Origin of the sequence: Streptomyces sp. NPDC050485, from assembly GCF_044458185.1 — a bacterium.
GTDB lineage: Bacteria > Actinomycetota > Actinomycetes > Streptomycetales > Streptomycetaceae > Streptomyces.
In genome coordinates, this window is the sequence record NZ_JBITHR010000012.1 from 128,966 (window position 1) to 155,698 (window position 26,733).

Annotated in this window: 24 protein-coding genes; 16 read left to right on the plus strand and 8 right to left on the minus strand. The window is 72.9% G+C overall.

Annotation, left to right across the window (positions count from 1 at the left end; translation table 11 throughout):
* Positions 1-58: 58 nt before the first annotated feature.
* Both ACIBK6_RS24165 and ACIBK6_RS24170 read right to left on the minus strand, forming a co-directional pair.
* A complete protein-coding gene (locus ACIBK6_RS24165; protein ID WP_399053410.1) occupies positions 59-787 on the minus strand; it encodes an alpha/beta hydrolase in 729 nt (242 codons plus the stop codon).
* 91 nt (positions 788-878) lie between these two features.
* Positions 879-1,490 (minus strand): flavin reductase family protein, encoded by a 612-nt coding sequence (locus tag ACIBK6_RS24170; RefSeq protein ID WP_399053411.1) that lies wholly within the window; start codon positions 1,488-1,490, stop codon positions 879-881.
* Between the two features lie 152 nt (positions 1,491-1,642).
* On the opposite strand from ACIBK6_RS24170, the gene ACIBK6_RS24175 reads away from it, so the two are divergent.
* Both ACIBK6_RS24175 and ACIBK6_RS24180 read left to right on the plus strand, forming a co-directional pair.
* Positions 1,643-2,224, plus strand: coding sequence for a hypothetical protein (locus ACIBK6_RS24175; RefSeq protein ID WP_399053412.1), 582 nt, complete (start codon positions 1,643-1,645; stop codon positions 2,222-2,224).
* Between the two features lie 34 nt (positions 2,225-2,258).
* On the plus strand, positions 2,259-2,996 hold the full coding sequence (locus tag ACIBK6_RS24180) for a DUF1775 domain-containing protein (protein WP_399053413.1): 738 nt from the start codon (positions 2,259-2,261) through the stop codon (positions 2,994-2,996).
* A gap of 276 nt (positions 2,997-3,272) precedes the next feature.
* Here ACIBK6_RS24180 and ACIBK6_RS24185 read toward each other — a convergent pair whose 3' ends face one another.
* The gene (locus tag ACIBK6_RS24185; protein ID WP_399053414.1) at positions 3,273-4,793 is read right to left on the minus strand and encodes a helix-turn-helix domain-containing protein; all 1,521 of its coding nucleotides are present in this window, start codon (positions 4,791-4,793) and stop codon (positions 3,273-3,275) included.
* 430 nt (positions 4,794-5,223) lie between these two features.
* On the opposite strand from ACIBK6_RS24185, the gene ACIBK6_RS24190 reads away from it, so the two are divergent.
* From ACIBK6_RS24190 to ACIBK6_RS24230, 9 genes are all read left to right on the plus strand, one after another.
* Positions 5,224-5,733 (plus strand): molybdopterin-dependent oxidoreductase, encoded by a 510-nt coding sequence (locus ACIBK6_RS24190; RefSeq protein WP_399053415.1) that lies wholly within the window; start codon positions 5,224-5,226, stop codon positions 5,731-5,733.
* A gap of 285 nt (positions 5,734-6,018) precedes the next feature.
* A complete protein-coding gene (locus tag ACIBK6_RS24195; RefSeq protein WP_399053416.1) occupies positions 6,019-7,050 on the plus strand; it encodes an iron ABC transporter substrate-binding protein in 1,032 nt (343 codons plus the stop codon).
* Positions 7,047-8,627 carry an ABC transporter permease gene (locus ACIBK6_RS24200; RefSeq protein WP_399053417.1) on the plus strand — a complete coding sequence of 527 codons (1,581 nt, stop codon included), beginning with the start codon at positions 7,047-7,049 and terminating at the stop codon, positions 8,625-8,627. Before ACIBK6_RS24195 ends, ACIBK6_RS24200 begins: the two co-directional genes overlap by 4 nt.
* The gene (locus tag ACIBK6_RS24205) at positions 8,624-9,685 is read left to right on the plus strand and encodes an ABC transporter ATP-binding protein (protein ID WP_399053418.1); all 1,062 of its coding nucleotides are present in this window, start codon (positions 8,624-8,626) and stop codon (positions 9,683-9,685) included. The genes ACIBK6_RS24200 and ACIBK6_RS24205 overlap by 4 nt, the downstream gene beginning before the upstream one ends.
* A gap of 261 nt (positions 9,686-9,946) precedes the next feature.
* The gene (locus tag ACIBK6_RS24210; protein ID WP_399053419.1) at positions 9,947-10,780 is read left to right on the plus strand and encodes a M55 family metallopeptidase; all 834 of its coding nucleotides are present in this window, start codon (positions 9,947-9,949) and stop codon (positions 10,778-10,780) included.
* A complete protein-coding gene (locus ACIBK6_RS24215; protein WP_399053420.1) occupies positions 10,773-12,104 on the plus strand; it encodes a M20/M25/M40 family metallo-hydrolase in 1,332 nt (443 codons plus the stop codon). The genes ACIBK6_RS24210 and ACIBK6_RS24215 overlap by 8 nt, the downstream gene beginning before the upstream one ends.
* 13 nt (positions 12,105-12,117) lie before the next feature.
* Entirely contained in the window at positions 12,118-14,100 is a 1,983-nt protein-coding gene (locus ACIBK6_RS24220) for an LpqB family beta-propeller domain-containing protein (protein WP_399053421.1), read from the plus strand.
* Positions 14,097-15,032: an LD-carboxypeptidase gene (locus tag ACIBK6_RS24225; protein ID WP_399053422.1), complete on the plus strand. Its 936-nt coding sequence runs from the start codon at positions 14,097-14,099 to the stop codon at positions 15,030-15,032. Before ACIBK6_RS24220 ends, ACIBK6_RS24225 begins: the two co-directional genes overlap by 4 nt.
* Before the next feature lie 216 nt (positions 15,033-15,248).
* Positions 15,249-17,036 (plus strand): CocE/NonD family hydrolase, encoded by a 1,788-nt coding sequence (locus ACIBK6_RS24230; RefSeq protein ID WP_399053423.1) that lies wholly within the window; start codon positions 15,249-15,251, stop codon positions 17,034-17,036.
* Here ACIBK6_RS24230 and ACIBK6_RS24235 read toward each other — a convergent pair.
* Together ACIBK6_RS24235 and ACIBK6_RS24240 are read right to left on the minus strand one after the other, a co-directional pair.
* A complete protein-coding gene (locus ACIBK6_RS24235) occupies positions 17,017-18,120 on the minus strand; it encodes an adenosine deaminase (protein WP_399053424.1) in 1,104 nt (367 codons plus the stop codon). The genes ACIBK6_RS24230 and ACIBK6_RS24235 overlap by 20 nt on opposite strands.
* A 55-nt stretch (positions 18,121-18,175) precedes the next feature.
* On the minus strand, positions 18,176-18,907 hold the full coding sequence (locus tag ACIBK6_RS24240) for a GntR family transcriptional regulator (RefSeq protein ID WP_399053425.1): 732 nt from the start codon (positions 18,905-18,907) through the stop codon (positions 18,176-18,178).
* A 142-nt stretch (positions 18,908-19,049) separates the two neighbouring features.
* On the opposite strand from ACIBK6_RS24240, the gene ACIBK6_RS24245 reads away from it, so the two are divergent.
* Entirely contained in the window at positions 19,050-19,649 is a 600-nt protein-coding gene (locus ACIBK6_RS24245) for a GNAT family N-acetyltransferase (protein ID WP_399053426.1), read from the plus strand.
* Here ACIBK6_RS24245 and ACIBK6_RS24250 read toward each other — a convergent pair.
* Positions 19,627-19,965 carry a DUF6204 family protein gene (locus tag ACIBK6_RS24250; protein WP_399053427.1) on the minus strand — a complete coding sequence of 113 codons (339 nt, stop codon included), beginning with the start codon at positions 19,963-19,965 and terminating at the stop codon, positions 19,627-19,629. The two genes, ACIBK6_RS24245 and ACIBK6_RS24250, sit on opposite strands and share 23 nt — an antisense overlap.
* A gap of 219 nt (positions 19,966-20,184) precedes the next feature.
* Here ACIBK6_RS24250 and ACIBK6_RS24255 point away from each other — a divergent pair, with 219 nt between their 5' ends.
* Entirely contained in the window at positions 20,185-22,155 is a 1,971-nt protein-coding gene (locus tag ACIBK6_RS24255) for a DUF5107 domain-containing protein (RefSeq protein ID WP_399053428.1), read from the plus strand.
* A 37-nt stretch (positions 22,156-22,192) separates the two neighbouring features.
* On the opposite strand, the gene ACIBK6_RS24260 is transcribed toward ACIBK6_RS24255, so the two are convergent.
* Together ACIBK6_RS24260 and ACIBK6_RS24265 are read right to left on the minus strand one after the other, a co-directional pair.
* Positions 22,193-22,546, minus strand: coding sequence for a VOC family protein (locus ACIBK6_RS24260; RefSeq protein ID WP_399053429.1), 354 nt, complete (start codon positions 22,544-22,546; stop codon positions 22,193-22,195).
* 108 nt (positions 22,547-22,654) lie between these two features.
* Positions 22,655-23,488: a class I SAM-dependent methyltransferase gene (locus tag ACIBK6_RS24265; protein WP_399053430.1), complete on the minus strand. Its 834-nt coding sequence runs from the start codon at positions 23,486-23,488 to the stop codon at positions 22,655-22,657.
* A gap of 257 nt (positions 23,489-23,745) precedes the next feature.
* Here ACIBK6_RS24265 and ACIBK6_RS24270 point away from each other — a divergent pair, with 257 nt between their 5' ends.
* The 3 genes from ACIBK6_RS24270 to ACIBK6_RS24280 all read left to right on the plus strand — a co-directional run bounded on the left by ACIBK6_RS24270 (position 23,746) and on the right by ACIBK6_RS24280 (position 26,714).
* Positions 23,746-24,498 (plus strand): MBL fold metallo-hydrolase, encoded by a 753-nt coding sequence (locus ACIBK6_RS24270; RefSeq protein ID WP_399053431.1) that lies wholly within the window; start codon positions 23,746-23,748, stop codon positions 24,496-24,498.
* A gap of 101 nt (positions 24,499-24,599) precedes the next feature.
* A complete protein-coding gene (locus ACIBK6_RS24275) occupies positions 24,600-25,178 on the plus strand; it encodes a TIGR03086 family metal-binding protein (RefSeq protein ID WP_399053432.1) in 579 nt (192 codons plus the stop codon).
* A 312-nt stretch (positions 25,179-25,490) separates the two neighbouring features.
* Positions 25,491-26,714, plus strand: a complete 1,224-nt coding sequence (locus ACIBK6_RS24280) for an aminotransferase class I/II-fold pyridoxal phosphate-dependent enzyme (RefSeq protein WP_399053433.1) — start codon at positions 25,491-25,493, stop codon at positions 26,712-26,714.
* Positions 26,715-26,733 lie beyond the last annotated feature (19 nt).

Below are 26,733 nucleotides of genomic sequence, written 5' to 3' on the forward strand. Positions count from 1 at the left end.
CCGACCGCCGCCAGCCAGGCGAACCCGGGCCCCGCACCCGCTGCGGGACCACGCCTCGTCAGCCGAGGGCGGCGCCCGCGATGAGGCGGGCCGTCTCCCGGCCGGCCCGCAGGGCGCCGGCGCCGGTGGCGGGTACGCAGTGGCCGACCGCCGGGTCCCACTCGGCCATGATGACGCCCGCGTGGTCGCTCGCCGCCTCGTGCAGGCTCGACGGCCAGTGCCGCTCGGCGAGAGCGGCCAGGAAGTCACGGGAGTTCTGGCAGTCCACCGCCGTGTCGGCGGTGCCGTGCAGCAGCACGACGGGCACCCCGGTCGCGGGTGCCGCGGCCAGGTCCTCCAGTGGGACGGTGGCCGTGCTGCGGGCCGGGCGACCATAGAGCCCGGCGATGCCGACGACCGCCCGGGGCGGCGGGCCGCCCACCAGGTCCGGCCGCAGCGCCGTCCCGATCGCCGCGCCCGCACCGGCCGACCACCCCGCCACGACGAGCCGCCCCGGATCGCCGCCAAACCCGCCCGCGTTCTCCCGTACGTAACGCAGCGACGCGGTGAGGTGCGCGCGGCCGCCGTCGGGGGCGTCGGGGCGCCAGTCGGGGACGAACACGGTCACGCCGTGCGAGGCGACCTCGCGCGCGAGCGGCGCGAGGACGTACCGCTCGTCGGGTCCGCTGCCGTGCCAGAGCAGCACCACCGGGGTCGGGCCGGGCGCGTCCGAGGGGCGGTGGACGTCAAGGAGCCGGGGTGTGTTCTCCGTCGTGTACGGGACGGACTGGACAGCGCTGTGGGGCATGGGGATTCGGTCCTCGGGTGGGGTGCGTACGGTGAGCCGGTTGGTGGGCTCAACTGGCTTACTGCTGCGGTGAGTTCAGGTCGGCGGGTGCTCAGGCGTCCCCGCGCCCCCATCGCGCGTACGGCACGCGGCCGAGCTCGCGGACGTCGCCGAGCGTGCCCCACTCGTCCCTGCCGAGGCGGGACAGCGGCAGCAGCCTCGTGATGTCGGGGTGGCCGTCGACCATGGCCTCCTCCGCCACCGCCGCGTGCACCACGCGCCCGAAGACGACGGTCGAGTCGCCGATGCCGAGGGTGCTGTGCAGCTCGCACTCCAGCGCCACCGGAGACTGGGCCACCCGCGGCGGCTTGACCCGCAGGCTCGGCTCGGCGGCCACGCCCACCGCCTCGAACTCGCTGACGCCGGGCGGGAAGTCGGTCGCCGTGTCGTTGATCTGGCCGAACAGCGGCTCCGGCGCGAAGCTGACCACGAACTGCCCGGTGGCCTCGACGTTGCGCAGCGAGTCCTTGCGGCCCACGGAGGTGAACTGCACGACGGGCGGCGCGACCGAGGAGATGGTGAAGAAGGAGTGCGGCGCGAGATTGGGGGTCCCGTCGGGGGCCACCGTCGACACCCAGGCGATGGGCCGCGGCACCACGGTCGCGGTGAGCAGCCGGTAGAACTCGGTGCGGGACATGGCGGCGGGATCGAAGTCGATACGCATGGTGATCAGTATCCAACGGCACGACATCGCCGCCCGCGGCCGTCCGGAGTGCGCCGGTCCGTGATCGCGGAGACCGCCGGTTACGGGATGTGGGCCGCGGGCTCGGCCCGACCGGTTCGGGCCGGGGCCCCGCGTGGGAGGATGCCGCCACCATGAGTGCGTCCTGGGCGGTGCGGAGCCTGCGCGCGGCGGTGTTCGCCGCCGTGTGCGTGCTGCTGGCCTCCGGGGGGCACGGACTCGCGATGGGGGAGCTGCCGCCGTTGCGGGTGCAGGGCGCGGGATTCCTCGGGATCTTCGTCCTCGGGTTCCTGCTGGGCGGCCGGGAGCGGTCGCTGGCGGGGATCGGCACCACGATGCTCGCCACCCAGGCGGGTCTGCACGTCGCGTACGAGGCGGCCCGGCCCCGCACCGCCGTGGTCATGCACGGGATGCGGATGACGCACGCGCACGCGGTGACGCCGCACGCTGTCGCGGCGCACGGTGCGGCCGCGCTGGTGGCGTCCTGGTGGCTGCGGCGCGGGGAGGCCGCCGTCTGGTCCCTGCTGCGCAGGGCGGTGGCGTTCGTGCCCGGCCTCGCGGCGTGGTGGCGGGCCGGGGTGACCACGCTTCCCGGGCCCGCGCAACTCGGGCCCGTACAACGGGAGTTGGCGGCACCTCAGCCCCTGCGGCAGGTGCTGCTCCGGCATGCCGTGTCCCGCCGGGGGCCGCCGTCGGCGCTGTCGTACCCGCGCTGACCCCACACCACCTCTCCCGTACGGAGTTCCGCTCATGTTCCCCATCCGCAACACCTCCCTTCGGCGTGCCCTGCGCCGGACCGGACTCGTCACGGCCCTCGCGTCGGCCGGGGTACTGGTCGCCGCGGGCGCGGCCTTCGCCCATGTGACCGTCCACCCCGGCAGTTACGCGAAGGGCGCCACGGACGGCACCCTCACCTTCCGCGTCCCCAACGAGGAGGACAACGCCGGCACCACGAAGATCCAGGTCGTCGTGCCCACCGACCACCCGGTCCTGGGCGTGCTCGTCACTCCGCAGGCCGGCTGGACCGCGCAGGTGACGACCGCCAAGCTCAAGACCCCGGTCAAGACCGACGACGGGACCATCACCGAGGCGGTCTCGGAGATCACCTGGACCGGCGGGAAGATCCAGCCCGGCCAGTACCAGGACTTCGACGTGGCCTTCGGTCAACTTCCCGCCGATGTCGACCAGTTGACGTTCAAGACCGTGCAGACGTACTCCGACGGCAAGGTCGTCCGCTGGATCGACGAGGCCAAGGAGGGACAGCCCGAGCCGGCGAACCCGGCACCGGTCCTGCACCTCACCAAGGCGGCGAGCGGGCCGGCGGATTCCGCCTCCCCGAGCGTCTCGCCCGCCGCGCCCCAGGCCGCCACGGCGTCGTCCACCGACTCCGCGGCCCGCGGTCTGGGCATCGCGGGTCTTGTCGTCGGCGTGTTGGGACTGGCCGCCGCGGTGATCGCGATCCGTCGCGGCCGGGCGCCGCGGTCCTGACCCGGAGCGGTCCGTCCCGTCCGGCAGAGCCGCCACGGGACGGACCGCAGCACCGCGCACACGGGAGTCGGCGCCCGCGCCGCTCACCGCGACGGGCATCGCCTTGGGCCTGTCCGGCGGATCTGGTCGCCCGCGAGGCATCTCGGCCTTTCGGCGCGGATGGGCGTGCCAGGGCCCCGCGTCCCAGACAAGATCCGCCGGGCAGGTCCTGTAGTGCGAAGGCGCCGTCGTGCAGCATCGACCGGCCCTCCCAACGGAGTTGACGCCGGTGCCGGGTCAGCGGCAGTAAAGGGCCGCGCGCAGGTCGAGCTTGTGGTCGAGGCGGGTGAGGTCCCGGCCGGTGAGGCGTTCGATGCGCTCGATGCGGTAGTGCACGGTGTTGACGTGCAGGTGCAGGGCTTCGGCCGTGCGGGCCCAGGAGCCGTTGTGCGTGAGGAAGACTTCGAGCGTCTCCAGGAGCATCCGGTGGGAGGCGTTGTCGCTGCGGCCGAGGGGTCCCAGGACGCGGGAGCTGTAGACGGCGCGTACGTCGGCGGGTATCCCCGCGAGGAGGGTGTCCAGCGTCGTGAGGTCGTCCACCGAGGTCATGAGGGCGGAGCGCGGCGCGGTCGCGGCGGCGACGGCACGGGCGTAGCGGGCTTGCGCCAGGCTGCCGGACAGGCCCTGTGCCGTGGGTGCCGCGGCGCCGATCCCGCCGTGCAGCGGCACGGCAGGCCGGCAGGCGTGGACCAGCGGCCAGATCTCGCGCAACTCCTGCGCCGTTGACGCTGTTTCGTCGCTCTGCACGACGGCCACGGCCTCGCCGCCCACGAGTTCGGCGACGGCGAACGCCCGGGAGGGGTCGTGGCGCAGCGCCTCGGTCAGCGCGGCTGCCGCGGCGCCGGTGTCCTCGTCTCCACCCTGCCGGGCCGTGATCACCTCGTACGGGCCGGCGCCGGCCAGACCGCAGGCCCGCACTGCGGTGTGCAGTGACGCTTCGTCGGTGCTCCCCGCATCGATGAGGGACACGAGGGCGAACGCCCTGCTCGCGGCCGTGGCCTCGGCGCGGGCCAGGCCGTCCCGGTACCGGACCAGGACATCGGCCATCTCGGCCAGGGCGCGCGGCGGGGCCTCGGCGCCGGGCAGGTGGAGGTACCAGCAGTCGAAGGGGGAACCGCCCGCGTCGATGCGCACCGTGACGCCCGTGTGCCGCTTGAGGTCCTTCGCGGCGCGCTGAGCGGGCAGTCGCGGCGCCGTCGGGGTCCGGGCGACGGTGCGGCCGGACGCGCTGAGCAGGTAGCAGGCCGGCATTCCCAGGTGGGCGAACGCCCGGTCAAGCAGCACGTCGGGTCCGGCCCCCTCGGCCAGCAGACCGCCGAGTTCGTTGCGTACGTTCTCCGGCAGCGCGTAGTGCGGCGTGGGGCGCCGGCTCAAGTCCCCCCACTGGCGCAGATACACCGCGTCGGTGATCGCCCGGAAGCTGGTGCGCGCGGGCACGGCGAGCAGCACGATGCCGTGCTCACGGCAGGAGTCCACGAGGGTGCGCGGGACGGTGCCGTGCGTCTCCTCGCCCGCCAGGAGCGCGGCGGCCCCCGCCCCGCGCAGGGCCGAGACGAAGCGGTCGGTCTTGGCGGGGTCGTCCTTCGGGCTCCACCAGACCAGTCCGCTGAGCACGATCTCGCCCTGCTGCAGAAACCTGGCCGGATCCTCCAGGTCGGTGGCGGTGACCCCGCTGATTTCGCGCGTGAGGAGTGGGCCCTCTCCCCACAAGAGGCTGAGGCCGAGCGGCTCAAGCTGGAGAAGGTCTTCGATGTGCATGCTCTCGCTCCCTTGCGCGCAGCCGGGCGCGAAACCCAGCACCTCGCATTCACGAGGCAAATGCGGGCTTGGACATCATAAATGCCAAGCAATCTGGCGCATATGCCTCTTGGCTGATCATCCAGAACCGGGTGCCGGAGCTGGTGCTTTTCCACGTCGCGCACAAGTCGTCAGTCGTTCGAGGCCGCCAGTCGAGATCGCGGCGACGTGCACCATCACCCAGCTCCCCCGCTTCGGCAGGAAGTGCCGCAGGGTGGCGGAGAGCGGGCCGCCACTCGGAGGATGACCTGGAAGGTGCGGCCCCAATCTTCGTATCAAGCTCACAATTGCGGCGGGAGAGGTTGGAATCGGGTCGCAGTCGAGATTCCGGGAGGCCGCCTCCGGGTACCCTCGCGGCAGTCGCAGCAGGGACTGTCCGATTGGGGACCCGATGAGCCACCGCAGCACACCGCCCCACATCTCTCCCGGCGTCCCCCGTGCGCACGACGGCTCCTTCGTCGTGTGCGGGGAGGTGGCCAAGCCCGCCACGTTCACCGTCCCGCAGCTGCGGGACGGCTGGCAGCAGCACCGGGCCGAGGTGGTCTTCGACTGCGCCACCAACGGACCGCAGCACCACACCTTCGAAGGCCCGTTGCTCCGTGAGGTCGTCGCCTGCGCTGGACCGGCCTTCGACCCCCGGCGCCGCAAGGACCGCTCACGCTTCCTGCTGGCGGTCAGCGGCGGCGACAGCCATCACACGGTGCTGTCCTGGGCGGAGATCGACGCCGACTTCTGCGACACGCCCATCCTGTTGGCCACCCGCATGGACGGCCAGGACCTCGACAGCGCGGGAAGTCAGCTGGTGGTGCCCTCGGACCGCTGCGGGGCGCGCTACGTCAGCGGGATCACCAGCATCTGGATCGGCACCCCGGACGGGGAAGCGTCCCTGCGGACTTCGTAGCGCACCACGGCCGGTCGGGCCGTCACGCCGCCCGCCTCACCGCGCGAGCCGACGACCGTACCACCGTCGTGGCGGCCCGAACAATGTCTACAGGCATGTAGACGCTGCGCCGAATTCTCACTAAGGTATGCCTCAGCTAACCACAGCGGGGGGCCGATTCTGCATGGTCTTCCCGCCCCCTTTCCGGCGGCATGACTCCACGCTGCCCGGCCATTCCTGCTCGCCCCTTATGTAAGGACGTTCATCGTGCCCAGACCTGGACGGCCTATCGTGGCCCTTCCGATCATGGCTGCTTCGCTTCTCGTGCTGGCGGGCTGCGGCGGCTCGGGGAACGGCAAGAGCGCCGCCGGCACACCGGCAGCGAGCGGCTCATCCTCGCTGGCCGGTCAGTCGATCACCGTCTACAGCGGGCAGCACGAGCAGACCGTCAAGGCGCTCACCGCGGACTTCGAGAAGCACACGGGCATCAAGGTCCAGCTCCGCTCAGGGGACGAGGCCGAACTGGCCAACCAGATCCTGCAGGAGGGCGCAGCGTCTCCCGCCGACGTGTTCTACGCCGAGAACCCGCCGGCGCTGACCGTCCTGGAGGAGAAGAAGCTGCTGGCGCCCGTCGCTCCCGACACCCTCAAGGCCGTCCCGGCGGCAGACAGTTCGCCGACCGGCGGCTGGGTCGGCGTCTCCGCCCGTACCGCCGCCTTCATCGCCGCCTCGGGCACCCCGGCCGACAGCGCCCCGCCCGCCTCGGTACGGGACCTCGCCTCGCCGTCGTGGAAGGGCCGGCTCGGCATCGCCCCCGGCGAGACCGACTTCGCCCCGATCGTCACCCGCATGATCAAGACCGACGGGACCGACGGCGCGAAGAAGTGGCTGCAGGGACTGAAGGCCAACGCCAAGGTCTACAACAGCAACGAGGACCTGTCGGCCGCCGTCAACAGCGGTGAGGTGCAGGGCGGCGTCGTGGACCACTACTACTGGTACCGCCTGCGCGACGAGAAGACCGCCGCCGCCACCCACAGCAAGCTGCACTACTTCGCCAAGGGCGACCCCGGTGCGCTCGTCGACGTCTCCGGCGCAGGCATCCTCAAGAGCAGCAAGCACCAGGCCGCCGCCCAGGCCTTCCTCGCCTACCTCGACAGCAAGGACGCCCAGCAGCTGATCGCCACCTCCCAGAGCTACGAGTACCCGCTCCTCGCGGGCGTGCCGGGCAAGGCCGGGCTGGCGCCGCTCGACTCCGTCGGAACCGTCGCGCCCGTCGCCGACCTCGGCGACGGCAAGGCCGCACTGCAGCTTCTCCAGGACACCGGCCTCCTGCAGTGACCACCCATCCCGGCGACGGCCCGGCACCGCTTCGGCGGTGGCGGGCCGCCGGTCTGCTCTCACCGCTCGCCCTGCTCGCCCTCGGCGTCGTGGCGCTGGTGGTCTCACCGCTGGCGTTCGTGGCAATGCAGGCGGCCCAGGCCGGCTGGGACCAGGCGAACCGGCTGCTCGGCCGGCCGGTCCTCGCCACCCTGATCGGCAACACCGTCACGCTGGCCGCGGCCGTGACCCTGGCGACCGCGGTCATCGGCTTCGCCGCCGCCTACCTCATCGAGCGCACCGACCTCCCGGGACGACGCTGGTGGACGGTATCGCTCGCGCTGCCGCTGGCCGTACCCGAGTTCGTGCGGGGCTACTCCTGGGTCTCGCTCCACCCGTGGATGCACGGATACTGGGCCGCGGTCCTCGTGATGACCTGCTCGCTCTACCCGCTCGTCATGCTCCCGGTCGCGGCCACCCTGCGGCGCACGGACGGCGCCGCCGAAGAGGTCTCGCGCAGCCTGGGCCGCGGGCCGTGGGCCACCTTGTGGCGGGTCACCGTGCCGCTCAGCCGCCCCGCACTCGCCGGTGGCGCGCTGCTGGTCTCGCTCTATCTGCTCGGCGAGTACGGCGCGTTCGCGATGCTGCGCTACACCACCTTCGCCACCGCCATCTTCACCGAGTACAAACTCGGCTTCGACGCCGCGTCCGCCTCCCTGCTCACCCTGGTGCTCGTCGCACTCGCGCTGCTGCTTGTCGGTCTGGACGCCTGGGCGGGCCGTCGCGGCCGCGTCACCCGCCCCGGCAACGGGGGACGCCGCGCCGCTCCCGCGCAGCTCGGCCGCTGGAAGCCGGCGGCGCTGAGCGCACTGGCCGCGGTCGTGGCCCTCTCCCTCGGCGTGCCGCTCTACGCCCTTGGCTACTGGCTGGTGAAGGGCGATTCGACCTCGCTGCCGTCGGCCTCGCTGTGGTCCTCGGCGCTGACCACCCTCGGCTACGCCTCGATCGCGGCCCTGGTCGCCACGGCCGCCGCCGTACCCGTGGCGCTGTACGGCTGGCGGCGCGGCACCAAGCTCGCCCGGACCGCCGAACGCGCCGCGTACCTCACGCGCGCACTGCCCGGCATCGCCGTCGCCCTCTCCGTGGTCTTCTTCGCCATCCGCTACGCCCAGCCGCTCTACCAGCAGCCCCCGATGCTCGTCACCGGGTACGTCATCCTCTTCTTCCCGCTCGCCCTCACCGCCGTCCGGGCCGCGCTGGCCCAAGTGCCGCCGGGTGTCGAAGAGGTCGCCCGCTCACTCGGTACGCGCCCGCTCGCCGTGTTCACCCGGGTCACGCTCCCCCTGGTCCTTCCCGGACTCGGCGCCGCCGCCGCGATGGTGGCCCTCACCGCCAGCACCGAACTCACCGCCACCCTGCTCCTGCGCCCCACCGGCACCCAGACCCTGGCCACCCAGTTCTGGATCTACACCAGCGGCCTCGCGTACGGAGCCGCCGCCCCCTACGCGGCGCTGATGGTCGTCCTGTCCGTACCACCGGTGCTCCTGCTGACCCGCCGTGCCCTCGGCTCCCATCCCACCCCGGAGACCTCCCCATGAGCGGCCTCGCGATCAACGCCCTGCACGCGGCCCACGGCCGCGCCCCGATCCTCCAGGGCGTCGAACTCACCGTCCCCGACGGCGAACTCGCCTGCGTCCTGGGACCGTCGGGCTGCGGCAAGAGCACCCTGCTGCGCGTCATCGCGGGCTTCCACCCCGCCCAGCGCGGACAGGTCACGCTCGGCCGCACCGTGCTCGACGACGGGCGGCGCCGGCTCCCCGCCGAACGCCGCCGCATCGGCTACGTACCGCAGGACGGCGCCCTCTTCCCCCACCTCACCGTCGCGGCCAACATCGGCTTCGGCCTGCCGCGCCCGCAGCGCCGCGACCGCGTCGCCGAACTCCTCGGCCTGATCGGCCTGCCCGGCCTCGGCGAGCGCCACCCCCACCAGCTCTCCGGCGGCCAGCAGCAACGCGTGGCCCTCGCCCGCGCACTCGCCCCCCGCCCCGAACTCCTGCTCCTGGACGAGCCGTTCGCCGCCCTCGACGCCACGCTCCGCACCGATCTGCGCGCCGAAGTCGCCGCGACCCTGCGCGCGGCCGGCGCGACCGCGGTCCTCGTCACGCACGACCAGGACGAGGCGCTGTCCTTCGCCGACACCATCGCGGTGATGCGGGCCGGCCGGATCGTGCAGCAGGCAACGCCACAAGATCTCTACCGCGAACCGGCCGATACCGCGGTCGCCCGCTTCCTCGGCGAAGCCAACATCGTTTCGGCCGGTATCGAGGGCATGCGGGCCGACACCGCCTTCGGCATCCTGAAACTGACCGTCAACGCCGGTGCGGCGCGCCGCGGCCCCGTGCTCCTGAGGCCGCGCCAACTGCGGCTGAGCGTGACCCCGGGCCCGGGCAAGGTGCGCACCCGGGTCCACCGGTGCCACTTCCGGGGCAGTGACCACCGGGTGGAACTCGTCGCGCCGGAAACGGCGGGACTGCCCGGCCTCCTCGTCGCCTACACGGACGAGGCATGGCCCGAGGGCGAGGCATACGTCGAGGCCGACGGCCCCGCCCACCCCGTCGACGACGAGCCGGGCGGGGCAGTGAACTCCCCATCCTGATACGGGAGTTGGCCGAGCAGGCGCATCCTTTCTCGCGGCTCCGGCGGATCGATGTGCGTGCCGCGCTGGAGAACCTGGTGACCGCGGCCCGTGAAGTCCGAGACGGACTGCCCGGCACGGCCTCCTGAGACGACCGTGGCCGGGGCGGGCCCCGTCCCGGCCACGCCTGCCCTGTGCACCCGGGCCGATTCCCCGGCCCGCAGGGCGGGTCTGTCCGGTCTTCGTAGCCGGTTCGCCGCTCGGCGCGTAACGTGGCGCGCCATGAAGATCCTCATCAGCGCCGACATGGAAGGCGCCACCGGAGTCACCTGGCCGGCCGATGTGCTGCCGGGGACCCCGCAGTGGGAGCGCTGCCGCGCGATGTTCACCTCCGACGTGAACGCGGCCGCGCTCGGTTTCTTCGCAGGGGGCGCCGACGAGGTGCTCATCAATGAGGCGCACTGGTCCATGCGCAACCTGCTGCTCGAACGGCTCGACGAACGGGCCCAGATGCTCACCGGCAAGCACAAGTCGCTCTCCATGGTGGAGGGGATCCAGCACGGCGACGTCGACGGCATCGCCTTCGTCGGCTACCACACGGGCGCCGGTACGCAGGGCGTCCTCGCGCACACCTATCTCGCCAACTCCATCACCGGCGTGTGGCTGAACGGGGTGCGCGCCAGCGAGGGACTGCTCAACGCCCATGTCTGTGCCGAGTACGGGGTGCCCGTGATCCTGGTGACCGGCGACGACCTCACCTGCGCCGACGCCGAGGGCTATGCGCCGCACGCCCGCAAGGTCGCCGTCAAGGACTACGTCTCGCGGTACGCGGCGGTGTGCCGCACCCCGGCGCGTACCGCCCGGGACATCACGGCCGCGGCGCGGGAGGCCGTCCCGCTCGCCCGGAGGGTCGCACCCGTGGACGGCGGGCCCTTCACCGTGGAGCTCGAATTCGACGCCGAGCACCTGGCGGCCGCGGCCACCGTGGTGCCCGGCGTGGCGCATACGGGTGAACGGCGCGTCTCCTACACCAGTCCGACGATGTATGAGGGCATTCGCACCTTCAAGGCGGTCACCACGATCGTCTCGTCCGCGGTGGAGGAGCAGTATGGCTGAGGTGGAGACGGCGGATCGGGTTGCCCTCGACGAGGTGGTCGACTTCACCTCCGAGCTGATCCGGATCGACACGAGCAACCGGGGCGGCGGCGACTGCCGGGAGCGCCCGGCCGCCGAGTACGTCGCCGAGCGGCTCGCCGCGGCGGGCCTTGAGCCCCTGATGCTGGAGCGCACCAGGGGCCGTACCAACGTGGTCGCCAGGATCGAGGGCAGCGACCCGTCCGCCGACGCCCTCCTGGTGCACGGCCACCTCGACGTGGTGCCCGCCGAGGCCGCCGACTGGAGCGTGCATCCCTTCTCGGGAGAGGTCCAGGGCGGCGTGGTCTGGGGCCGGGGCGCCATCGACATGAAGAACATGGACGCGATGGTCCTCGCGGTCGTACGGTCCTGGGCCCGGCAGGGTGTGCGGCCCCGGCGGGACATCGTCATCGCGTACACCGCCGACGAGGAGGCGAGCGCGGTCGACGGGGCGGGCTTCCTCGCCGACCACCACCCCGAACTCTTCGAGGGCTGCACCGAGGGCATCAGCGAGTCGGGCGCCGTCACCTTCCACGCCGGGCAGGGCATGGAGCTCTACCCCATCGGGGCGGGGGAGCGCGGCACCGCCTGGCTCAGGCTCACCGCCCGCGGCCGGGCCGGCCACGGCTCCAAGGTCAACCGCACCAACGCGGTCAGCCGGCTCGCCGCCGCGATCGTCCGCATCAGCGAGTACGAATGGCCGGTGCGGATCACCCCGACCGTCCGCGCCAGTCTGGTCGAACTCGCCGCCCTGCACGGCATCGCGGCCGACCCGGACGCCGAAGGTTTCGACGCCGACGAACTCCTCGGCAAGCTCGGGCCCGCGGCCGACCTGGTCGAGCCGGTGATCCGCAACAGCGCCAACCCGACGATCCTTGAGGCCGGTTACAAGGTCAACGTCATCCCGGGAACCGCGACCGCGTACGTCGACGGGCGGATCGTGCCCGGCGGCGAGACCGAGTTCCGTACCACCATGGACCTGCTGACCGGGCCCGACGTCGACTGGGACTTCCACCACGGCGGGGTCGCGCTCCAGGCGCCGGTGGACTCGCCGACGTACCGGAAGATGCGGGCCGCCGTGGAGCGGTTCGCGCCCGAGGGGCAGGTGGTGCCGTACTGCATGTCGGGCGGCACGGACGCCAAGCAGTTCTCGCGCCTCGGCATCACCGGCTACGGCTTCGCACCGCTGCGGATGCCCGCCGGACTCGACTACCAGGCGCTGTTCCACGGCGTCGATGAACGGGTGCCCGTGGCCGCCCTGCACTTCGGCGTCCGGGTCCTCGACCACTATCTGCGGTCCGCATAGGGGAGTTGGAGACATGGTGCCCACCGGGCCTTACGGAAGCTGGCCGTCGCCCATCGACGCGGCCCTCGCGGCCGCGAACGACGGACACACCGAGTACGTCGGTGTGGTCGGCGACGACCTGTGGTGGACCGAGCCGCGCCCCGGCGAGGGCGGCAGGCGGGTCCTGGTGCGCCGCCGCCCCGACGGCACCACCGAGCCGGTGCTGCCCGCACCGTGGAACGTGCGCAGCCGCGTGATGGAGTACGGCGGCCGGCCCTGGGACGGCGCCGACCGCGCCACCGCGGGCCCGCTCCTCGTCTTCGTGAACTTCGCCGACCAGCGGCTGTACGCGTACGAGCCGGACGGCACCGGGGACCCGAGGCCGCTCACCCCGCTCGGCGCGGTCGGCGGCGGGCTGCGCTGGATCGATCCCCGTATCGACCTCGGCCGGGGCGAAGTGTGGTGTGTCCTTGAGGAGTTCACCGGCGAGGCGCCCACCGATGTGCGCCGGGTGATCGTGGCGGTGCCGCTGGACGGATCGGCCGCCGAAGACCGCACCGCCGTACGGGAGTTGAGCGACGGGCGGCACCGCTTTGTCACCGGGCCCCGGCTCTCGCCCGACGGAAGCAGAGCCGCCTGGATCGCCTGGGACCACCCCCATATGCCATGGGACCGCACCGAGTTGATGCTCGCGGACGTGGGGCAGGACGGGGACCTCCGAGCGGCCCGGCGGTTCGCCGGAGGTCCGGGCGAATCCATCGCCCAGGCAGACTGGGCCGCCGACGGGCGGCTGCTCTTCGCCTCAGACCGCGGCGGCTGGTGGAACCTGTACCGCGCCGACCCCGCCGAAGGGACGGCCGTCGCGCTGTGCCCTCGCGAGGAGGAGTTCGCGGGGCCGCTCTGGCAGGTCGGACGGCGCTGGTTCCAGCCCCTGGAGAGCGGTCTGATCGCCGTCGTCCACGGCCGGGGCGCGACCGCGCTCGGCATACTGGACCCGGAGAGCGGTGAACTCGTGGACGCCGCCGGGCCCTGGACCGAGTGGACCCCGACGCTCGCCGCCCACGGCAGCCGCGTCGTCGGCGTCGCCGCGAGCCCGCGCACCGCGTACGAGGTCGTGGAACTGGACACCGCCACCGGCCGTGCCCGCGTGATCGGCTGCCGGCACCGGGACGCGGTGGACCCCGCCTACTACCCCGAGCCGCTCGTCCGCACCTTCACCGGACCCGGCGGCCGGGACATCCACGCCCACATCCATCCGCCGCACCACCCCGGCCGGGCCGCCCCCGCCGGCGAACTGCCGCCCTATGTGATCTGGGCCCACGGCGGCCCCACCGGCCAGTTCTCCCTCGTACTCGACCTGTCAATCGCCTACTTCACCTCGCGCGGCATCGGCGTCGCCGAGGTCAACTACGGCGGCTCCACGGGCTACGGGCGCGCCTACCGCGACCGGCTGCGCGAGCAGTGGGGCGTGGTCGACGTGGAGGACTGCGCCGCCGTGGCGCGCGCCCTCGGCGAGGAAGGCACCGCCGACCCGCGCCGCCTCGCGATCCGCGGCGGCAGCGCGGGCGGCTGGACCGCGGCCGCCTCCCTCGCCATCACCGACGTGTACGCCTGCGGCACCATCACCTACCCCGTACTCGACCTCACCGACTGGGCGGGCAGCGGCACCCACGACTTCGAATCGCAGTACCTGGAGAGCCTCATCGGGCCCTTCGCCGAACTGCCGGGACGCTACCGCGAACGCTCACCCGCCCAGCACGCGGACCGGATCACCGCGCCCTTCCTGCTGCTCCAGGGCCTGGACGACGTGATCTGCCCGCCCGCGCAGTGCGAACGCCTGCTGGAGAAGATGGCGGGCCGCGGCATCCCGCACGCCTACGTCACCTTCGAGGGCGAAGGCCACGGCTTCCGCCGCGCCGACACCATGACCCGCGCCCTGGAGGCCGAACTCTCGCTGTACTCCCAGGTGTTCGCGATCGACCGGACCGACATCCCCCTTCTGGAACTCACCAAGTGACAGCCGTACCACTCACCCGCCCGGCCCGCCTCGGCCCCGGCGCCAGGATCGCCGTGGTCGCCACCAGCGGCCCCGTCGTGGCGGACCGGCTCAGGGCTGGTCTCGGCATCCTGCGCGGCTGGGGCCTCGAACCGGCCGTCACTCCCCAAGTCGCCGAGAAACACCCGGAGTTCGGCTACCTGGCGGGCGAGGACGAGAAGCGGGCGCGCGACTTCCAGGAGGCCTGGTGCGATCCCGCCGTCGACGCCGTGATGTGCGCCCGGGGCGGGTACGGTGCCCAGCGGATGGTCGACCTGCTCGACTGGACCGCGCTGCGGGCGGCCGGGCCCAAGGTGCTCATCGGCTACAGCGACGTGACCGCCCTGCACGAGGCGTTCGCCGTGCGCCTGGGCCTGGCCACCCTGTACGGCCCGATGGCCTCCGCCGCCACCTTCCTCCAGGACGCCGCCACCCGGGAGTTCCTGCGCACCACCCTGTTCGAGCCGGAGGCCGCGATGACCCTCGGCCTGCCCGGCGCCCGGCCCCTGGTGCCCGGCCGCACCCGCGGCATAACCCTCGGCGGCTACCTGACCGTGCTGGCCGCGGACCGCGCCACCCCGCACGCCCGGCCGTCCGCGGCGGGCGGGCTGCTCCTCCTCGAAGACGTCGGCCAGGAGGACTACCAGCTGGACCGCGGCTTGACCCAACTTCTGCGCGCGGGCTGGCTGGAGGGCGTCAGCGGCATCGCGCTCGGCTCCTGGCAGGACTGCGGCCCGTACGAGGAGAGGGTGCGTCCGGTGCTGTACGAACGCCTGAGCCGGCTCGGCGTGCCGGTCGTGGAGAACCTCGGGTTCGGGCACTGCGGCACCGCGCTGACCATGCCGCTCGGCGTGCCCGCGGTGTTGGACGCGGACGGGGGCACACTCACATTGGAGATGCCTGCGCTGGCGTGAAATCAAGCCTGGCTGAGCGGATTTGTCGATTTCCGCCGGGGTCGGCGCCCTGAAGGGGCGCGGGGAACTGCGCGCTCAGCCACCGCTGACCCGCAGTCGACCGACCACACGTCAAAACGCTTGTGTCGCAGGCGTTGACGCGGAAGTTTCACGTGTCACAGCATGAGATCGCCCGGGCCTACCGATCGGTAGGCCCGCCTCGCTGTGGAGGACGCCGTGACCCGTCGCCATACCGTGCCCAGAACCCGCAAACCGCTGGCGGCCGCCCTCGGCGCGGCGCTCGCCGTGCCCCTGCTCGCGGCCGCACCGGCCGCCGCATCGCAGGGCGCCGCCGAGGGCCAAGTCACCGTCACGGCACTGAAGTTCACCGTTCAGGTCGGCGGCCGGACCTGCGCCATCGACGCCGACCTCTACCACCCGGTCGGCGTCGACAGGGCGCACCCCGCGCCCGCCGTGCTCACCACCAACGGCTTCGGCGGCAGCAAGTCGGACGGCTCGACCGACGCCACCGCCAAGGCGTTCGCCGCCCGCGGCTATGTCGCCCTCGCCTACTCGGGGCTCGGCTTCGGCAAGTCGGGATGCCTGATCTCCCTGGACGACCCGGGCATCGACGGGCGCGCGGCCTCCCGCCTGATCGACTTCCTCGCCGGGTCCCGCGCCGCCGACGACGGCACGCGCATCGACTTCGTTACCAAGGACGGCCCGGGCGACCCGCGCGTCGGAATGATCGGCGGTTCCTACGGCGGCGCCATCCAGATGGCCACGGCCGCCGTCGACCACCGCGTCGACGCCCTCGTCCCGCTGATCACCTGGAACGACCTGTCGTACGCGCTCGACCCCAACAACGCGGGGGACCGCAAGGCGCCCGGCGCCTTCAAGTGGCAGTGGACCAACGGGTTCTACCTCATCGGCGAGAGCCAGCCCATCACGCTGCCCAACCTCGACCCGTCCCGCTGGGGCTCGCTCGGCTGTGTGCACTTCGTGCCCGACGCCTGCAAGACCATCGGGCTGCTCAACTCGGGCCGCTACCCCGCCGCCCCCACCGCCGCGATGCAGCGCTACGCCCGCAGCGTCTCGCCGGTCAGCTACCTCGACCGGGTCCAGGCGCCCACCCTGCTCATCCAGGGGCAGAGCGACAGCCTGTTCAACCTCAACGAGGCCACGGCGACGTACAACACGCTGAAGGAGCAGGGCACCACCACCAAGATGATCTGGCAGTCCTGGGGCCACAGCGGCGGCCAGGCGCCCGGCGAACTCGACCTGGCCCAGGGCAACTTGGAGACCAGCTACACCGGCAAGCGCATCCTCGCCTGGTTCGACCGCTACCTCCGCAAGCAGAGGCACACCGACACCGGGCCCGCCTTCGCGTACTACCGCGACTGGCGGAGCGGCTACGGCGAGGCCGCCAAGGTCCCCCCGCTCTCGCAGAAGGTCTACCTCTCCGGCGACGGCAGGCTGGTCGACAACCGCTCGAAGGTGGTGCGTGGCAGCCGCGAGTACACCAACTGGCTGGTCCCGACGAGTCATTCGGAGAGTTCACTGGCGGGAATGATCGGGCTGCCCGACCCCCAGCCGTACGACACCCCGGGCACCTGCCTCGGCTGGGACACCGACCCGCTGAAGGCGCCCGTCGACGTGGTCGGCTCGGCGAAGGCCACCCTCAAGGTGCTCTCGCCCGCGGCGCAGAAGGCACAGAACTCCGGCGACGCCGCCGACAAGCTCGTGCTCTTCGCCAAGCTGTACGACGTCGCCCCCGACGGCACCAAGACGCTGGTCCGCCGGCTGGTCGCGCCGGTGCGGGTGCCGGACGTGACCCGGCCGTTCACCGTAGCCCTGCCCGGCATCGCGCACCGCTACGAGGCCGGGCACCGCATCGAGTTCGTGATCGCCGCCAGCGACGACGCCTACCTCGGCAACAAGGGCGTCAAGCCGGTGACGGTCGTCAGCGCCCCCGGCGACGCGGGGACGCTCCAACTGCCCGTGGTCAACGGGAGGTTGAACTGATCTCCGCGTAGCCGGGACGCACGATCTGGTCGATGATGCGACGGCGTTCCGGCAGCGGCAGGAACGCCGCCTCGACCGCGGCGACGGTGAACTCCTCGAAGACCTCCGGGCCGTAGCCGAAGGCGTCCGCCATGTGCTGGAACTCCTCGCTCATGGTCGTGCCGGACACCAGCCGGTTGTCGGTGTTGAGGGTGACCGTGAAGCCGAGCCTGCGCAGCTCGTCGATCGGGTGCTTCTCGTACGAAAGGGCCGCGCCGGTCTGGAGGTTGGAGGTGGGGCAGACCTCAAGCGCGATCCGGTTGTCACGGATGTACGCGGCCAGGTGGCCCAGGGTGCCGTCCGCGTCGATGTCGTCGGTGATCCGCACCCCGTGCCCGACGCGCTCGGCGCCGCACACCTGGACCGCCTCGTGCACCGACTCGGCGCCGACGGCCTCACCGGCGTGGATGGTGAAGTGGCAGTTGGCCCGCTTCAGGTGCTGGAAGGCGGGCAGGTGCTCGGCCGGCGGATTGCCGATCTCGCCGCCCGCGATGTCGAAGCCCGCCACCCCGCGGTCGCGGTGGGCGACCGTCAGCTCGGCTATCTCAAGGGAACGCCGGGTGTGGCGCATGCCGGTGAGCAGCGCGCGCACGGTGATGCGACCACCGGTGCGCCGCTCGCCCTCGCGGAAGCCCTCGTTGACGGCGTCCACGACCTCGTCCAGGGTCAGGCCGCGCTCCAGGTGCTGCTCGGGCGCGTACCGCACCTCCGCGTAGACCACCCCGTCGGCGGCCAGGTCCTCGGCGCACTCGGCCGCGATGCGGTGCAGCGCCTCGCGGGTCTGCATCACCGCGCAGGTGTGGGCGAAGGTCTCCAGGTACCGCTCCAGGGAGCCGGAGTCCGCGGCGTCGCGGAACCAGAGCGCCAGCTCGGCCGGGTCCTCGGTGGGCAGGCCCGCATATCCGCAGGCGCGGGCCAGCTCGACGATGGTGGCCGGGCGCAGCCCGCCGTCGAGGTGGTCGTGCAGGACGGCCTTCGGGGCGCGGCGTATCCAGTCCGCGGGGGAGACCGAAGCGGCGGCGGCAGAGTTGTCTGACAAGTGCATGAGGCGGGAGTGTACAGCGTGCCACGCGCGTGCCGCCCGGTCCTCCAGGGGCGGGCTAGTTCGACTGGACCACCGGGAGGGCCGGCGCGCCCGTCGGCAGCATGTGCTTGGCGGCCATGACCGGGGTGCCGTCGACCCGTACCACCTGCGTGATCAGCACCGCAGGGGTGTCCGCCGGGCGGTCCAGCTGCTCGCCCCTGCGGCGGCCGAGCAGCGTGGCGCTCACCCCGCTGTGCGCGCTCAGCGGCACCCCCCGCGAAGACTCCGCGAGGACGGTGAGCATCGAGGTCGCGGGCTCGGCGGACAAGGCTTCGCCGAACCTCGGGTGCAGCCGCTCCAGTACGTCCTCGGGCGCCGCCCACTCATGACTCAGGGCGACCGCGAGGCTCTCCCCGACCAGCACGGACTCCCAGAACCGCAGCTCCGACCCGGCGGGCGCGAGCAGGTGCTGGGTGGTGAAGTCGGTGGGCTCCTCGCGGCTGCGCAGCAGGGCCCGCACCCGGACCGGGCCCAGCAGTCCGTCGAGGGGCTGGAGCTGTTCGAAGCCGCGCCTGGGCGGCCGGTCGTTGACGGTCCGGCCCACCCCGCGCCGTACCGAGAGCAGCCCGTCCTCCTGGAGCAGGAGCAGCGCCTCGCGCAGGGCGGGGCGGCTCACGCCGAGCTCGCCCGCGAGCTTCGGCTCCGAGGGCAGGGTCGAGCCCGGGGGATAGGTGCCGTCGTGGATCGCGTCCGCGATCCGCTCGTACAGCGCGACGACCGGCCTGCGCTGCTGCCCGCTCACTGCCATGAACCCGCCCTCCGTGTACCGGAGGGCCCAGCATGCCCCGCCCCTACTTGTCTGACAAGGTGGCCCGCCCGTTGTGCGCTCACCCGCACGAACCGCTCCACCCTCCAGCCGGGCCGCGATGGCAGGTCAGTAACCTGACCCGATGCGAAATGAGGCCGGCTTCCTCGCCGAGGGCCCCCGCGTGGGCATACGGAACTTCACCCGCCAGGACTCCGAGGAGTTCACCGCCCTCGCCGCGGCGAGCCGCCCGCTGCACGCACCCTGGCTCTTCCCGCCCACCGACGCGGAGGCGTACGCGACGTACGCGGCCCGGCTCATCAACGACCCGGCCCGGCACGGCTTCCTGGTGTGCGAGCGGGACGGCGGCCGCATCGCCGGATTCATCAACATCAACAACGTGGTCGAGGGCGCCTTCCTGAGCGGAGCCATCGGCTACGGCGCCTTCGCCCCGGCCGTCGGGCGCGGCCTGATGAGCGAAGGCCTCACGCTCGTCACGCGGTACGCGTTCGGACCGCTCGCCCTGCACCGCCTCGAAGCGAACGTCCAGCCCGCCAACGAGGCCTCGATCAAGCTGGTCCGCCGGGCCGGATTCCGCCTGGAGGGCTACTCGCCGGACTTCCTCTTCATCGACGGGGCCTGGCGCGACCACGAGCGGTGGGCGATCACCAAGGAGATGACCGAGCGGAGCGAGGGAGCCGTCGGCCGACGCCGGGCGGGGACTAACGCCGCCGCTTGTAGTTGATCTTCATCGTGTCGAGGTCGGTCACGGTCGACCGCAGATCGCGGAACCCGTGACCGAGCGCCCCCAGCGCGGACTCCGCCCGGTCCTCGGCGATCGCACCGGCCATCTCCTCGCCGTCGGCGGCGTCCGAGACGACGGTGAACCGCCATGAGAAGTGCGTCAGCGCCCGGTCGTAGGCGAGCGAGCCTTCCTCGGTGAAGGTCATCGCGGTGAGCCCGTGGTCAGCCACCTCGGCGAGCAGCCGCGCCCGCGACGTCTCACTCAGCCCGTCCCATACGCCGCGCACGATGACCCGGTAGGTGTGCTGCTCGCTCATGTCCCGCTGTCCTTCCGTACCGCACGTCCGTTGCGGGTAGATCGTCGCTGACGGGCGGAAGGGTGTCGACCGATATTCCACGGGCCGCACATCATCCCGGCCTTTGCGCAATCCTGACCAGGGGGTCCCCTGGCCGTTGTCAGTGCCGCGGTGTTCCATGGTCATCGGGGGGTCGGCCGAAAGGGCTGCCGGGGCCCCGCACGAGGGAGTGAGGTTGCCTTGGCCACCACTGTGCGACGTGCCGTACTGACCCTGCCCGGCGCCCAGTTGGGCGAGCCGAACCCCCTGCCCGCGCTGCGGCCGCGCGACGAGACGCACCAACTCGACGAGCGGGCGCGCGAGGGGATGCCCCGGGACATGGCCCGCCAGATCGGGTACGAGCCGCTGGAGACGCTGCTGCCCGTGCGCGTGCTCGACGGCTACGGGCGGGAGCGGTCCACGGTCGAGCTGGACTCGATCGTGATCGAGAACGACCGGCTGCGCGCCACCGTGCTGCCGGGCCTCGGGGGCCGTGTCCACTCCCTCCTCCACAAGCCGACCGGCCGTGAACTCCTCTACACCAACCCGGTGTTCCAGCCCGCCGACTTCGCGCTCAACGGCGCCTGGTTCTCCGGCGGCATCGAGTGGAACATCGGCGCCACCGGCCACACCGCCCTGTCCTGCGCCCCCGTCCACGCGGCCCTCGTCCCGGCACCGGACGGCGGCGAGATGGTCCGCCTCTGGGAGTGGGAGCGGCTGCGCGACCTCCCCTTCCAGGTGGACCTCTGGCTCCCCGACGACTCCGACTTCCTGTACGTCGGCGTACGCATCCGCAATCCCCACGAGAAGACCGCACCCGTCTACTGGTGGTCCAACATCGCGGTCGAGGAGGGCGAGGGCACCCGGGTCGTCGCCCCGGCCGACGAGGCCTGGCACTTCGGGTACGACCACGCCCTGCGGCGCGTTCCCGTCCCGGCGTGGGACGGCGCGGACCGCACGTACCCGCTGCGCGGTGAGTACCCCGCCGACTACTTCTACGAAGTCCCCGACGGCGCCCGCCGCTGGATCGCCTCGCTGGACGAGAGCGGCCGGGGGCTCGTCCAGACCTCCACGGACACCCTGCGCGGCCGCAAACTCTTCCTGTGGGGCGCGGGGCGCGGCGGCCGCCGCTGGCAGCAGTGGCTGACCGAGCCGGGCACCTCCGGATACGCCGAGATCCAGGCGGGCCTCGCCCGCACCCAACTGGAGCACGTCCCGCTCGATTCGGGCGCGGAGTTCGCCTGGCTGGAGGCGTACGGACCGCTGTCCGCAGCGGGGCCGGTCGTGCACGGCGCCGACTGGCAGGCCGCCCGTGCCGAGGTGGCCAGCAGACTGGAGCAGGCTCTGCCACGCGCCGCGGTGGACGAGGCGTACGCCGCCTGGCGTCCGTACGCCGACGCCGAACCCGGCGAGCGCCTCGCCACCGGATCGGGCTGGGGCGCCCTCGAAGTCCTGCGTACGGGAATGAAGCTGCCGGGCACCCCCTTCCCCGAGGTGACGCTCACTCAGGAGCAGCGGCCCTGGCTGGAGTTGCTGCGCACCGGCCTCCTTCCGGAGCCGCGCAAGGTGACCCCGCCGGGACCCACCCTGGTCGCCCCGCACTGGCGCGACATGCTGGAGACGGCCTCCGCCGACCCGCTCACCGAATACCACCTGGGCGTCGCCCAGTGGCATGCGGGCGACCGCGCGCAGGCCGTCCGCAGCTGGGAGCGGGGCCTTCAACTCGCCCCGTCCCGCTGGCCGTTGCTGCGCTGCCTGGCCGTCGCGGACCGGCTGTCCGGCAACCCCGGCCGGGCCGCCGACCGCTACGCCGAGGCCTTCGACGACTTCTGCGAGGAGCGCAGGGAGGGCGCCCAGTGGACGGCCGCCTCCGCCGCGCTCGGCCGCGAAGTCATCGAGACGCTGCTGGCCGAGCATCGGCCCGAGGAGGCCCGAGCGGTCTGGGACCGGCTGCGGCCCCCGGTCCGCGACCGTGGCCGGTTCCGCCTCGTAGAGGCCCAACTCCTCCTCGCGGAGGGCAACCCGGCAGCCGCCCGCGCCCTCTTCGACACGGGCTTCGAGGTCGCCGACCTGCGCGAGGGCGAGGAGACCCTGAACGACGTGTGGACCCGTCTCACCGACGACCCGCTCCCCGACCGATACGACTACCGGATGCGGCCTGGCCCGGGCTAGGGGGTGCCCCCTGGCGGGCTGAGCGCGGGCTCGTTGTTCAGTGCGCCGGTTTGCGGTCCGCGTACTCGAAGACCGAGCCGTCGGGGTGGAGGGCGATCAGATTGCGGCCCACCGGGGTCGGGACCGGGCCCGCGATGATGCGGGCCCCGGCCTCGGTGAGGGTGGAGTGTGCCTCGTCCACGTCCGCCACCGCCACCGTCGCCGCCACCTTCCGCAGCACTTCGATCTCCTCTTCGGGCCCGCTCATCAGCAGGAAGCAGCCGACCGCGGCGACGGACACGCCGCTGCGGTCGAAGCGGAGCGCCCGAGTGCCGGTGACGCGCTCGTAGAAGACGATCGCGCTCTCCAGGTCGGCGACGCAGATGCGCAGCGTGGTTCCCAGGATGTCCATGCCCCGAAGCCTAGTTGGGCGAGATCGTCCGCGGCAGGCGATCGGGGTGCCCGGGGCGATGGCCCGTCCCTTGCGCGCCGCACCGGTGCGCTTCTCCCGGTCGTCCGGTCACACCCGGCACAGGATCTCGCCGTGCGGGACCATGAACCAGGCGTCGTCCCGCACGCCCCAGGCCCGCCAGGCCTCGGAGACCGCGGTCAGTTCGGCCGCCGTGGCATGTCCGCCGTCCACCGCCAGGCCCGCGTACCCGGAGGCGACCGTACGGTCCGCCCACAGCCCGCTCCACCAGGCGCGCTCCTCCTCGGTGGCGAAGCACCACGTACTAGCGGAGGACCTGATGTCGGTGTAACCGGCTTCCAGTGCCCAGGACTTGAGCCGCCGCCCGGCATCCGGCTCGCCGCCGTTGGCGCGGGCGACCCGGTGGTACAGCTCCAGCCAGCCGTCCAGCGCCGGCACCTCGGGGAACCAGGTGAACGCGCCGTAGTCGCTGTCGCGGACCGCGACGATCCCGCCCGGCCGGGTGACCCGGCGCATCTCGCGCAGCGCCAGCACCGGGTCACCGACGTGCTGCAGCACCTGATGCGCGTGCACGACGCAGAACGTGTCGTCCGGGAAGTCCAGCGCATGGACGTCGGCGACGGCGAACGACATGTTCTCCAGGCCGCGTTCGGCCGCGTGCGCGCGGGCCTGCTCGACGATGCCGGGCGCGTGGTCGACCGCCGTCACATGGCCGTCCGGCACCAGCGCGGCCAGATCGGCCGAGATGGTGCCCGGTCCGCAGCCGATGTCCAGGACCCGCATGTGCGGCTTCAGTTCACCGATGAGGTAGGCCGCCGAGTTGGCGGCGGTGCGCCAGGTGTGCGACCGCAGCACGGACTCGTGGTGGCCGTGGGTGTAGACGGCGGTCTCGCGCGCCGTTGCCCGAGGCGTCTCCTGCGACATGACCGGACTCCCTTTCGGTGAACTGCCCTGGTGGTACCGCCACTTTAGAGCGGCTGGCCGAATGTTGAGATACGTGTCTTGCTATCTGGACGCGCGTGCTGAGGCCCGGCGTGACATTCGAGCGGCCGGGCCCGGCCTGCCGCCGCCTCTCCTCAACCACCGCACGCGCCGCCGACCGCAGAGCCCCCCATGGGAATAGGTGGGGCACCGGACCGGGTTGTCCTCCCGCCAGGCAGTGATCAATTCGGGAGGGAATCATGAGCGATCTCGCCATCCAGTACGTGGGCGGCCCCACCGCCGTCATCGAGATCGGCGGGGTGCGGCTGGTCACCGACCCCACCTTCGACGCCCCCGGCGACTACCCGATCGGGCAGCGCAAACTGGTCAAGAGCGCCGGGCCCGGCATCGGAGCCGAGGAGATCGGCGTCCCCGACCTGGTGCTGCTCTCGCACGACCAGCACCCCGACAACCTGGACCGGTCCGGCCGCGACTACCTCGACCGGGCACCCGTCGTGCTCTCCACGGCCGCCGCGCACGGCAGACTCGGCGACCGCGTCACGGTGCTGCCCAACTGGGAGACGTACCGGACCGGGCGGTTGAGCATCACCGGCGTGCCCGCGCTGCACGGCCCCGACGGCAGCGAACCCGTGGTCGGCGAGGTCACCGGATTCGTCCTGCACGGGGACGGTCTGCCCACGGTGTACGTCAGCGGCGACAACGCCTCCCTCGACCACGTGCGCACCATCGCGGACCGCTTCGGCCCCGTGGACGTGGCCGTGCTCTTCGCGGGCGGCGCCCGCACCGCGCTGCTCGACGGCGACCTCACGCTGTCCAGCGCGGCCGCCGCCGAGGCCGCCGCGATCCTGGGCGCGCGGCACGTCGTACCGCTGCACTTCGAGCACTGGGCCCACTTCACCCAGGGCCCGGACACCCTGGTCGAGGCGTTCGCCGCGGCCGGGCTCAGCGACAAGCTGCACCTGCTCAAGCCGGCCGAACGCGTCACGCTGTAGCCGCCCGGCCCGGCGCAGCCCCGGCCGGCCGGGCACGTCGCCGGGTGCCACCCGGCGCTGCCCGCTTGAGGCCCGGCCGATGTGCGGGGATGGTGGGAGGCATGGATGAGCGCCGATCTGCCCTTCGCCACCACGCCGACGCCCTCGACCTCTTCGGCTCCCGGGTCCACCAGGTGCGCCAGGACCAATGGGGCGCCCCGACTCCGTGCACCGAGTGGACCGTACGGGATCTGGTCAATCACCTCGTGGCGGAGCAGCTCTGGGTGCCACCGCTGGTCAGCGAGCAGCGCACCATCGCGGACGTCGGCGACGCCTTCGACGGCGACGTGCTGGGTGAGGATCCCGTCGGGGCCTGGGACGGCGCCGCCGAAGGGGCCCGCGCGGCGTTCAAGGTGCGGGGGGCGATGGACCGTACGGTGCAGCTCTCCTACGGGCGCACGCTCGGCGCCGCGTACTGCGCCCAGATGATCACCGACGCCGTCGTGCACGCCTGGGACCTCTCGCGCGCGATCGGCGCCGACGAGCAACTCCCTGACGCGCTGGTCGACTTCGCGGCCCGCGAGGTCGCCCCGTACGCCGCCGGACTGTCCAAGACCGGCCTCTTCGCCGAGCCCGTGACCCCGCCGCCCGGAGCCGACGTACAGACGAAGCTGCTGGCTCTCCTGGGGCGGCGCGCCTGAGACGCCCGCTGGAACGGCGCACGTGCCCCGACCGGCCCCGGGCAGGCGAACCTCGTGCTTCGGACCGGAGGCGCGCCCGTGGGAGCGGCTGTCCGCTCCGGGCGTGCCACGCCGCCCGGCCGGTGCTCCCACGGCGAAAACCATCGGCCGCACCGTTTCAGGGAGCGCCGGCTGACCGCGCCCGGAGCGTACGCGAACCGATCGCCCAGGGCTCTCGCAGGCGGGCGCACAAGCGGCGGCCCGGGCCAAACCTCCGTATAAAGGCTTGAAAGGCATGGCTGGTGGTGCCGACAGGGCCGAGGAGGGAACGGCATGCAGGGGACGGTCGCCGAAGGCCGCGGCCCGGTGCGCTACGGGCCGCCCGCGCCCGGGCCCGGACTGCCCGTGCTCCCGGAACTCACCGCGCGGCTCACGGCCGGCGCGGGGCGCACCGAACCCGAGCCGCCCGGCGGCGGACCCGGACTGCGCGAGGCCGCGTGCGGCTACTGGCTGCGGCGCGCGCTGCCCACCGCACCGCACCGGGTCGTCGCCGCCCCGGGCGCCCAGCCCCTCCTGATCGCCCTGCTCGGCGCGTACGGCGGCGACGTGCTGATGCCGCGCCCGTGCCCGGCCTGGTGGACCCCGCAGGCCCGGCTGCTCGGCCGGCCCGCCTACCACGTGCCGACCCCGGCCGAATGCGGTGGCGTACCCGACCCGTACGCCCTGCTCGAAACCGTCCGCCGGGTACGCGCCGAGGGCGGCAGGCCCCGGCTCCTGCTGCTCTCCGTCGCCGACGACCCGACCGCGACCGTCGCGCCGCCCGAGACCATGCGCGAGGCCTGCGAGGCCGCCATCGGCGAAGGACTGCACATCATCAGCGACGAAACCTGGCGGGACACCGTCCACCGCCCCCACGAGACGATGCTGCTCAGCCCCGCCGAGATGTGCCCCGACGACGTGACCGTCCTGGCCGACCTCGGCGGCGCGTTCACCCCGCCCGGCTGGCCCGCCGCCGTCGCCCGCTTCCCCGACACCGCGCCCAGCGACCAGCGCCGGGCCCGCACCCTGGACATCCTCACCGCGCTTGGCGCCGTCGTCGCCGCGCCGGTCGCCGCGGCCGCCGCGCTCGCCCTCACCGAACCCCCGCCGGTCGCCGACCGGACCCGGCGGGCGGCGGCACTCCACGCGCGCGTTGCGGCCGCCGCCCACCACGCCGTACTCGATGCCGGCGCCATCGCCCGGCCCCCGCAGGCCGGCCGCCACCTCTACGCCGACCTCGGCCCCTTCCGCACCCGCCTCGCCGCACACGGCGTCACCGACTCCATGGAACTGGAGGACTACCTCACGGCCCGCCTGGCCGCCCCCGTGCCCGGCGGCCACCGCTTCGGCGACGAACTCGGCGCGCTCCGCGTCCGTCTCGCCACCGGCCCGCTGCTCGGCGCGACCCAGGAGCAGCGCCTGGCGTCCCTCGACGCGCCGGACCCGCTGCAACTGCCGCACGTACACGAGGCGTTGGGCACGCTCGCGGCCGCCCTGGCGGAACTGCGCGACCCCTGAGCCGTACCGGAACGCATGG

Coding starts and splice junctions, on each gene's coding strand:
- ACIBK6_RS24260 (WP_399053429.1), bottom strand. CDS start 22,546: ATGGACATCCTGGGAACCACGCTGCGCATCTGCGTCGCCGACCTGGAG.
- ACIBK6_RS24280 (WP_399053433.1), top strand. CDS start 25,491: ATGCAGGGGACGGTCGCCGAAGGCCGCGGCCCGGTGCGCTACGGGCCG.
- ACIBK6_RS24170 (WP_399053411.1), bottom strand. CDS start 1,490: ATGCGTATCGACTTCGATCCCGCCGCCATGTCCCGCACCGAGTTCTAC.
- ACIBK6_RS24190 (WP_399053415.1), top strand. CDS start 5,224: ATGAGCCACCGCAGCACACCGCCCCACATCTCTCCCGGCGTCCCCCGT.
- ACIBK6_RS24240 (WP_399053425.1), bottom strand. CDS start 18,907: ATGGCAGTGAGCGGGCAGCAGCGCAGGCCGGTCGTCGCGCTGTACGAG.
- ACIBK6_RS24215 (WP_399053420.1), top strand. CDS start 10,773: ATGGCTGAGGTGGAGACGGCGGATCGGGTTGCCCTCGACGAGGTGGTC.
- ACIBK6_RS24185 (WP_399053414.1), bottom strand. CDS start 4,793: ATGCACATCGAAGACCTTCTCCAGCTTGAGCCGCTCGGCCTCAGCCTC.
- ACIBK6_RS24245 (WP_399053426.1), top strand. CDS start 19,050: ATGCGAAATGAGGCCGGCTTCCTCGCCGAGGGCCCCCGCGTGGGCATA.
- ACIBK6_RS24220 (WP_399053421.1), top strand. CDS start 12,118: ATGGTGCCCACCGGGCCTTACGGAAGCTGGCCGTCGCCCATCGACGCG.
- ACIBK6_RS24270 (WP_399053431.1), top strand. CDS start 23,746: ATGAGCGATCTCGCCATCCAGTACGTGGGCGGCCCCACCGCCGTCATC.
- ACIBK6_RS24275 (WP_399053432.1), top strand. CDS start 24,600: ATGGATGAGCGCCGATCTGCCCTTCGCCACCACGCCGACGCCCTCGAC.
- ACIBK6_RS24210 (WP_399053419.1), top strand. CDS start 9,947: ATGAAGATCCTCATCAGCGCCGACATGGAAGGCGCCACCGGAGTCACC.
- ACIBK6_RS24235 (WP_399053424.1), bottom strand. CDS start 18,120: ATGCACTTGTCAGACAACTCTGCCGCCGCCGCTTCGGTCTCCCCCGCG.
- ACIBK6_RS24250 (WP_399053427.1), bottom strand. CDS start 19,965: ATGAGCGAGCAGCACACCTACCGGGTCATCGTGCGCGGCGTATGGGAC.
- ACIBK6_RS24265 (WP_399053430.1), bottom strand. CDS start 23,488: ATGTCGCAGGAGACGCCTCGGGCAACGGCGCGCGAGACCGCCGTCTAC.
- ACIBK6_RS24175 (WP_399053412.1), top strand. CDS start 1,643: ATGAGTGCGTCCTGGGCGGTGCGGAGCCTGCGCGCGGCGGTGTTCGCC.
- ACIBK6_RS24195 (WP_399053416.1), top strand. CDS start 6,019: ATGGCTGCTTCGCTTCTCGTGCTGGCGGGCTGCGGCGGCTCGGGGAAC.
- ACIBK6_RS24205 (WP_399053418.1), top strand. CDS start 8,624: ATGAGCGGCCTCGCGATCAACGCCCTGCACGCGGCCCACGGCCGCGCC.
- ACIBK6_RS24180 (WP_399053413.1), top strand. CDS start 2,259: ATGTTCCCCATCCGCAACACCTCCCTTCGGCGTGCCCTGCGCCGGACC.
- ACIBK6_RS24165 (WP_399053410.1), bottom strand. CDS start 787: ATGCCCCACAGCGCTGTCCAGTCCGTCCCGTACACGACGGAGAACACA.